The following is a 7,279-nucleotide window of genomic DNA, read 5'->3' on the forward strand; positions in this document are numbered from 1 at the left end:
TGACCTTTCAGAGCTGAGCACGCCATCGACGCGCGTTCAGCACCGCGTTTATCCGAAAGCCTCATACCCCTCACCCTGTCCCTCTCCCTACATGAGAGGGGACCCGCGCCTGACCGGGGTTAGGCCCGCTCGGCATATGCGATCGCCCTGCCTGCCGGGCGGAGCGAGGGAAGGCCGCGGCTCGGGGGCTCCGCCGGGGACCGGCCTCTATCATATGACGTTGTCGCCGCCCGCGCCCGGGGCGCAACCTGACCCCCGACCGGACGCGCGGCGCGCGGACCCGGGATCAGGGAGCCAGACGCATGTTGAAGGCGTTCGAGGACCGCGAGCGCGCGGCGGAATACCTGTTCGCACGGACCGAGGAGGCGCGCTTCGCGGCGCATTGCGGGGGCATTCGCGCGCTCGCGATCTTCGCGATGGCCAAGCTCGGCGTGGACGGCCGCACGGCCGAGGCCTACGCGCGGGTGCTCATCGCGGCGATGATCGAGGGGCAGCACGACGAGGACTTGATCGAGCGCGTCCAGGCGGACCTGCGCGCCAACGGCATCGACGTTCCCGCGGGCGAACTGCGGGGCGTGATGCTGCGCGCCACGGCGGCCCAGGACGGACCGCCGCCGGAGGCGACGCCCGAGGCCGCGTCCCGTTCCGCCGCGCCGCGCTGAGCGGTTCGCTCAGGCCCGCTGACGCACCAGGCGGGTGAGACCCGAACAGGCGATCAGACAGCCGATCCCCATCAGGCAGAGGCAGCCGAGGATCGGGCCCGGCCGCCCGCCGGCCAGCACGATGGCGGCGACCAGCGGGGCCAGGAGGACGACGAGCAGCAGCGTCATGGTTTACTCCGGCTGAACGGGACGCAGACTAGCCGGGAAAGTGTTAACCCTGTGTCTCCGCCGCTTCCATCGCCGGGCGCGCGCCACGAGGCGATTCCAGGGGACGAATCCAGGGGACGATTCCGCCCGGGGCGGGTTCTCGTGAGGCGGGCCGGGGGAAGGCTTCGGCCGGCCCTCGGAGGATCCCTGGCGTGGATGCGTGCATTCCGGTCACCCCGCACCTGCTGCGCGAACGCGGCCTGCCGCCGCCGGAGGCCGACAGCAAGGATGCGCGCGGGCGCGTCCTCGTGGTGGCCGGATGCCTCGAGGTTCCGGGCGCGATCCTGCTCAGCGCGGAGGCGGCCCTGCGGGCGGGCGCCGGCAAGGTCCGGATCGCGACCTGCCGGGACCTCGCGGTGCCGGTGGGGCTCGCCATGCCGGAGGCGCGCGTGCTCGCCCTGCCCCAGTCGCCGGATGGACGCGTCTCGGCGGAGGCCGCCGGCGTGGTGATCGAACAGGCGCGGGCCTGCGACGCGGCGCTGATCGGACCCGGCATGATGGACGATGGCGAGACCTCCGGTCTCGTGCGCGCGCTGCTCGCCGATCCGCCCGCAGGGGCCCTCGTGCTGGATGCGGGCGCGATGGCGGCGCTCGCCGGGGATCCGGCGCGGACGCACCGGCTGGAGCGGCCCGCGGTGATCACGCCGCACGCGGGCGAGATGGCGCGGCTGCTCGGTGTCGAGCGGAGCGCGATCGAGGCCGATCCGCTGGCGGCGGCGCGGGAGGCGGCGGCCCGCTTCCGGACCGTCACGGTGATGAAGGGCGCCCAAACCCACATCGTCGTGCCGGACGGCGAAGCCTACCTGCACGTGGCGGGTCATGCCGGCCTCGCCACCGCGGGCTCGGGCGACGTCCTCGCGGGCCTGATCGCGGGCCTGCTGGCGCGGGGGACGGGCCCCGGCGAGGCGGCGCTCTGGGGCGTCTACCTGCACGGTGCGGCGGGACGACGGCTCGGCCTCCGGCGGCGTCGGCTTCCTGGCGCGTGAGATCCCGGCCGTCGTGCCGCCGATCATCGCCGAGATCCTGGCCGAGATCCTGGCCGAGATCCCGGCCTGATTGGCCGCCTCAGCCGACGGCGAGCTCGGGTCGGGCCTTGGCCTTGAGCGTGGCGTCCCGCAGGGGCTCGGCGAGGCGCTCGAGCGCTTCCGGGTCGTGGATGGCGACGACGCGGTTGCGGATGCTGACGAGCCCGTCCTCGCGCAGGCGCCGCAGCACCCGATTGACGTGGACGGAGGTGAGGCCGAGCACGTTGCCGAGCTGGTCCTGGGTCAGCGGCATGCCGTATTCGAGGCTCCGGGACGTGCCCTGGGCGGGCCCCAGGCGGAGGCTGAACTCGAGGAGCACGTGGGCGATGCGCTCCTCGGCACTGCCCTGGCCGAGGCTGACGACCCAGTTGTGCAGCCGGCGCTCCTCCTCGACGATCTGCCACGTGCAGCGCAGGGCGATCTCGGGATCGGTCTGGAAGGCCTCGCGCAGCCGCTGCTGCTCCAGCCGCTCGACCGTCACGTCGGAGAGGGCGACCACCGCGTCCGGATGGGCCGCGACGAAGGCGCTCTTGATGGCGAAGAGGTCGCCGGGCAGGAACACCATCAGGTACTGCGCGCGCCCGTCCGGCAGCGCGCGCACGCGGCCGGCCCAGCCGGTGCGCAGGCGATAGACGAAGCCGTGCTCCGTTCCCTGCTCGACGATCGTCCCGCCGGCCGGGAAGGCGCGCGGGTTCGGCGCGGTCAGCGCGTCGAGCTTGCGGTCGCCGCCGGCGAGCGGCGCGGTGAGTTCTGGCCTGTGCAGGCGGTTGGCGTTCAGCATTCGGCTCGTCGATCGGTTCGGAGCGTCCGTCCTCAATCTGCAGCGCGGCCCGCGGTTTCCAAGCCCGCCGGGTGATCCGATCCCGCATCCGGCCGGCTGACGGCGCGCGCGGCGTCCCGGGCGAGTTCCTCCGGCAGGAGCGTCGCCGCCTCCTGGCGGGCGATGATCGCCGGCAGCGCGACCGGACGGTAGTCCCAGGCGTCGACGCCCACGTCGCAGGAGCGGCGCGTGTCCGCGAGCGTGCCGTGGGTGTGGCCGTAGAGGTGGCGCGTGCCCCGCCACAGGCCCGGCCAGGCCCGGTGGGCGTAGTGGGCCAGGAACAGGCGGCAGAGGCCGCCCGCCCCGTCAGGCAAGGTTATGCGCGCGCTCTCGACCGGCGGGTCCGCCCAGGCGAGGGCGAGCACCCGCTTGCTGTCGTGGTTGCCCCTGACCAGCCGCTTCACCCCGTTGAGCCGCTCGAACACGGCGGCGCAATAGGCCCGGTCCGCGTGGGCTGCGAAATCGCCGACGTGCCAGACCGAGTCCTCGGGCGCCACCGTCTCGTTCCAGCGCGCGATCAGGGCCGCGTCGTGCGCCTCGATCGTCGCGAAGCGCGCGCCGCGCTGGCGCAGGATGTGGGCATCCCCGAAATGGGTGTCGGCGGTGAAGAAGACGCGCATGCCGTCCGGCCGGGCCTCGTGCTCGCAAGGGTCGGCCGAAGATGGCGCGGGCCGGCGCGCGGGCCAGGATCGAGGATCGAGATCGCGACATCTTTCCCAGATCTGGATTTCCTCCTCCGTGCGGTCGTCCTTTCGATACACCAGCACGCAAAGCTCCGGCTCCCGGCGCGGTATTAAGGCTCGATTCATGATTTGCTCCGCACGACGGGCGCCCGGCGCGGGCGCGCGCCGCGTCGGCGGCGGGCAGCGGAAGGGGCGGGCGAGATGACGGTTCCTGTCGCGGCCGACGAAGCCCGGCGCCTCGCCGCGCTGGAGGCTCTGGGCGACCTCGGCGGCGAGGCGGCGCTCCATCTTGAGGCGATCTGCCGGACGGCCGCGAGCCTGTTCGACGTCTCGATCGCGGTCGTGCCGCTGGTCGAGAGGACGGAGCTGCGCCCCGCCGCCGCCTGTGGGACCGACACGAACCCGATGCCGCGGGAGGGCGCCTTCTGCGCCCACACCATCCAGTCCGACGATCCCCTGGTGGTCGAGGACACCCTGCGCGATCCGCGCTTCGTCGACAGTCCCCTGGTGGTCGGCCCGGCCGCGATCCGCTTCTACGCCGGCGCGCCGCTCATCGTCGCGCCGGGGCTTCGCGTCGGCACCCTCTGCGTGCTCGACACGCGGCCGCGCGGCTTCACGGAGGCGCAGCGCCGCCAGTTGCAGGATCTGGCCGGCATCGTGGTGGGCCAGCTGCGCCTGCACGAGGCCAACATCCGCCAGCAGCAGGAGATCGCGGCCCGCGAGGCGAGCGAGGCCCGCTATCGCGCGCTCGCCGACGCGCTGCCCCAGCTGATCTGGATCTTCTCCGTCGAGACGGGCGAGAACGCCTACGTCAACCAGCAGTTCGAGCGCTATTACGGGCCGATCGGCCCCACCCGCGCCGCGCGCCTCGCCAACAACCATCCGGACGACGCGGAGCGGATGAGCCGGGCTTGGCGGACCGCGATCCGGACCCGCAGCCCCTACCAGATCGAGGGGCGCCTGCGCCGCCACGACGGGGTCTACCGCTGGCACCGGCTCGTGATGATCCCGATCCGCCAGCGCGGCGAGATGGTGGCGATGCTGGGCACCGCGCTCGACATCGACGACATCATCACGGCCCGGCGCAAGCTCGCCGAGACCGGCAAGCTCCTCCAACTCGCGCAGGATTCGGCCGGCGCCGGCACCTGGGACTTCGATCTCGCTTCCCAGCGGATCACGTGGTCGGCCGAGAGCGCGAAGCTCCACGGGATCGACGCCCCCCACGGATACACCCTGAGCACCGACGCGTGGCTCGCGATGGTCGAGCGCGCGGACGGCGAGGCGGCGCTCGCCGCGGCGGCGGCCGCCGCCGAGCAGCACACCAGCTTCTCGATCGAGTTCCGGGTGACGGCTCCCGACGGCGGCGTCCGCTGGATCCACGGCACCGGCCGGGCCCTGTACGACGCGGACGGCAGGCCGCAGCGGGTGATCGGCCTCAACATCGACGTCACGGCCCGCAAGGCGGCCGAGGCGGCCCTGGTGCGCGCCAAGGCCGCGGCCGAGGCCGCGCAGGGCGAGGCCGAGCGGGCGAGCGCCGCCAAGAGCGACTTCCTCGCCACGATGAGCCACGAGATCCGCACGCCCCTCAACGGCGTGCTGGGCTACGCCGACCTCCTGGTCGACGAGCTGGAGCCCGGCACGGTGGCCCGGCTCCATGCCGAGCGCATCCGCGGCGCCGGCGCGAGCCTGCTCACCGTCGTCAACGACGTGCTCGACTTCTCGAAGATCGAGGCCGGGCAGGTCGAGCTTGCCGCCGAGCCCTTCTCACTCGGCGAGGTCACCGACCAGGCCGTCGCGATCATGCGGGCGGGGGCCGAGCAGAAGGGGCTCCGCCTCGCCGTCACGGTCGAACCCGGCCTGCCGGAGCGCGTCGTCGGCGATCCGGACCGGCTCCGTCAGGTCCTGCTCAACCTCCTGAACAACGCCGTGAAGTTCACGGCGGCCGGCAGCGTGACCCTGAGCGTGGCGCGCGCGGACGGCCTCGCGGGCGGGCCGCACCTGCGCTTCGCCGTGCGCGATACCGGCATCGGCATCCCGGCGGAGAAGCACGGGTCCCTGTTCAAGCGCTTCTCGCAGATGGACGGGACGATCCAGCGCGAATACGGCGGCACCGGGCTCGGGCTCGCCATCTCGAAGCAGCTCGTCGAGCTGATGGGCGGTGCGATCGGGCTTGAGAGCGCGGCCGGCCAGGGTTCGACCTTCTGGTTCCGCCTGCCGCTGCCCGTGGCCGAACCGTGCGAGCCGGTCCGCGCCCAGGCGGAGCATGCACAGTCCCGGCGCGCGCGGCGCCTCCTTCTCGTCGAGGACGTGGCACTCAACCGGGAGCTGGCGCTCGCCGTACTGCGCGATGCCGGCCACCGGGTCGATGCCGTGTCGAGCGGTCCCGAGGCGATCGCGGCGGTCCAGGCTGAGACCTACGACCTCGTCCTGATGGACGTGCAGATGCCCGGCATGGACGGGCTCGCGGCGACGCGGGCGATCCGCGCGCTCGCCCAGCCGTGCGCCGCGGTGCCGATCGTTGCCATGACGGCGAGCGTCCTGCCGCAGCAGGTGGTCGCGTTCCGCGAGGCCGGCATGAACGACCATATCGGCAAGCCCTTCAAGCGCGCGGCCCTCTACGCGATGATCGACCGTTGGACCCCCCGGGACCTGCCCGCGCCGGCCGTGACCGGAACCCTCGATCTCGGCACCTATCGCGAGGTCGCCGCCGTGGTCGGGCCCGAGCGCATGCGCCAGCTCCTCGCCACCCTCGCCAAGGAACTCACCGAGCGGTTCGGGACCGAGGGCGCCCTGCCCGACCGCGAGCAGCTCGCCCACGACGCCCACGCGATGATCTCCGCGAGCGGCGTGCTGGGCTTCACGGAGTTCGCCGTGCTCTGCCGCGAGGTCGAGCTGGCCTGCGAGGAGCGTCGCAGCTACGCGGCGATCCTCGCCCGCCTGCACGTCATGCGCCGGGCGGTGATCGACGAGATCGCGCAGCTGCGCGCGGCCTGAGGCGGCGTGGCGACCCCGCGCCCCGCCGCGTCCTCGCGGCCCGCGGCCGTGCCGGCAGCCGGCCCGCTCGTGCCCCGTCCGCATCAGGCGGAGGCGGCCCGCGCCATCCTGGCGGCCCGGGCGGCCGGGCGGCCCGGCTTCCTGCTCGGCGACATGACCGGCCTCGGCAAGACCCTCTCGGTCTGGGCGGCGCTCGCGGCGATGCCGGAGGCGTCCGTGCTCGTGGTCTGCCCCAAGGGAGCGATGCCGCAATGGCGCCGCACGATCCGCGATGCGGGGCTGGCGCCCAAGGAGGTGACGCTCGTGAACTACGAGCGCACCAAGGCGCTGATGGCGCCCCCGGAGGCGATCCGCCGCCGCTCGACCCGGGCGCGGAACAACGCGCTCGCCAAGCACGGCAGCCTGAAGCGGGCCTGGCCGCTGGTGGTGTTCGACGAGAGCCACAGGCTCCGCAACCCCTACGCCCAGCAGACCCTGGTCTGCCGCCAGCTCGCGGACGCCGCGACGTTCACGGTCTACATGAGCGCGACCGCCGGACAGGCGCCGCACGAACTCGGCTATCTCGGGCGCCTGCTCGGCCACGCGGTCGGCAGCCCGACCGAGACGCTCGCCGATTTCCGCGCCCTGATGCAGCGGCTCGGCATCGGGCGCGCCAAGGGGCGCTGGGTGAACTGGTCGTGGAGCGCCAACGCCCGCGACTGCGCGGTGATGGCCGACCTGCTCTACACGGGCGCCGACGCGATCGGCCTGCGCCGCCGCCCGGCCGACATCGCGGGCTGGCCTGAGGTGCAGCGGGAGCTGGCCCCGACCGCTCTGAAGCCCGACGAGCGCCGCCTCTACGACGCGACCTGGCGGGAATTTCGCCGGGAGTTCGGCTTGGCCGGCGGC

Annotated in this window: 8 protein-coding genes; 5 read left to right on the forward strand and 3 right to left on the reverse strand. The window is 73.5% G+C overall.

Annotation, left to right across the window (positions count from 1 at the left end; all coding sequences use genetic code 11):
• The first annotated feature begins 302 nt into the window (after positions 1-302).
• A complete protein-coding gene (locus AX737_RS15225) occupies positions 303-662 on the forward strand; it encodes a DUF1476 domain-containing protein (RefSeq protein WP_066922667.1) in 360 nt (119 codons plus the stop codon).
• Between the two features lie 9 nt (positions 663-671).
• Here AX737_RS15225 and AX737_RS34465 read toward each other — a convergent pair whose 3' ends face one another.
• The gene (locus AX737_RS34465; RefSeq protein ID WP_197430594.1) at positions 672-830 is read right to left on the reverse strand and encodes a hypothetical protein; all 159 of its coding nucleotides are present in this window, start codon (positions 828-830) and stop codon (positions 672-674) included.
• Between the two features lie 191 nt (positions 831-1,021).
• Here AX737_RS34465 and AX737_RS15230 point away from each other — a divergent pair, with 191 nt between their 5' ends.
• On the forward strand, positions 1,022-1,855 hold the full coding sequence (locus tag AX737_RS15230; RefSeq protein ID WP_238230553.1) for an NAD(P)H-hydrate dehydratase: 834 nt from the start codon (positions 1,022-1,024) through the stop codon (positions 1,853-1,855).
• A complete protein-coding gene (locus AX737_RS37250) occupies positions 1,803-1,925 on the forward strand; it encodes a hypothetical protein (RefSeq protein WP_280949079.1) in 123 nt (40 codons plus the stop codon). The genes AX737_RS15230 and AX737_RS37250 overlap by 53 nt, the downstream gene beginning before the upstream one ends.
• 9 nt (positions 1,926-1,934) lie before the next feature.
• On the opposite strand, the gene AX737_RS15235 is transcribed toward AX737_RS37250, so the two are convergent.
• Complete coding sequence (locus tag AX737_RS15235) at positions 1,935-2,675, reverse strand: Crp/Fnr family transcriptional regulator (RefSeq protein WP_066922669.1); 741 nt, start codon at positions 2,673-2,675, stop codon at positions 1,935-1,937.
• Between the two features lie 32 nt (positions 2,676-2,707).
• Positions 2,708-3,334 carry a metallophosphoesterase gene (locus AX737_RS15240; protein ID WP_082773065.1) on the reverse strand — a complete coding sequence of 209 codons (627 nt, stop codon included), beginning with the start codon at positions 3,332-3,334 and terminating at the stop codon, positions 2,708-2,710.
• A 264-nt stretch (positions 3,335-3,598) separates the two neighbouring features.
• On the opposite strand from AX737_RS15240, the gene AX737_RS15245 reads away from it, so the two are divergent.
• Both AX737_RS15245 and AX737_RS15250 read left to right on the forward strand, forming a co-directional pair.
• Entirely contained in the window at positions 3,599-6,391 is a 2,793-nt protein-coding gene (locus AX737_RS15245) for an ATP-binding protein (RefSeq protein ID WP_066922671.1), read from the forward strand.
• A gap of 6 nt (positions 6,392-6,397) precedes the next feature.
• The coding region (locus AX737_RS15250; protein ID WP_245293453.1) for a DEAD/DEAH box helicase family protein at positions 6,398-7,279 on the forward strand (882 nt) is incomplete at its 3' end.

Origin of the sequence: Methylobacterium sp. CCH5-D2 (genome assembly GCF_001556475.1) — a bacterium.
Lineage (GTDB): Bacteria > Pseudomonadota > Alphaproteobacteria > Rhizobiales > Beijerinckiaceae > Methylobacterium > Methylobacterium hispanicum.

Excerpts from the sequence above, each read along its gene's own strand:
- AX737_RS15240 (WP_082773065.1), bottom strand. The coding sequence starts at position 3,334 with ATGCGCGTCTTCTTCACCGCCGACACCCATTTCGGGGATGCCCACATC.
- AX737_RS15245 (WP_066922671.1), top strand. The coding sequence starts at position 3,599 with ATGACGGTTCCTGTCGCGGCCGACGAAGCCCGGCGCCTCGCCGCGCTG.
- AX737_RS34465 (WP_197430594.1), bottom strand. The coding sequence starts at position 830 with ATGACGCTGCTGCTCGTCGTCCTCCTGGCCCCGCTGGTCGCCGCCATC.
- AX737_RS15225 (WP_066922667.1), top strand. The coding sequence starts at position 303 with ATGTTGAAGGCGTTCGAGGACCGCGAGCGCGCGGCGGAATACCTGTTC.
- AX737_RS15235 (WP_066922669.1), bottom strand. The coding sequence starts at position 2,675 with ATGCTGAACGCCAACCGCCTGCACAGGCCAGAACTCACCGCGCCGCTC.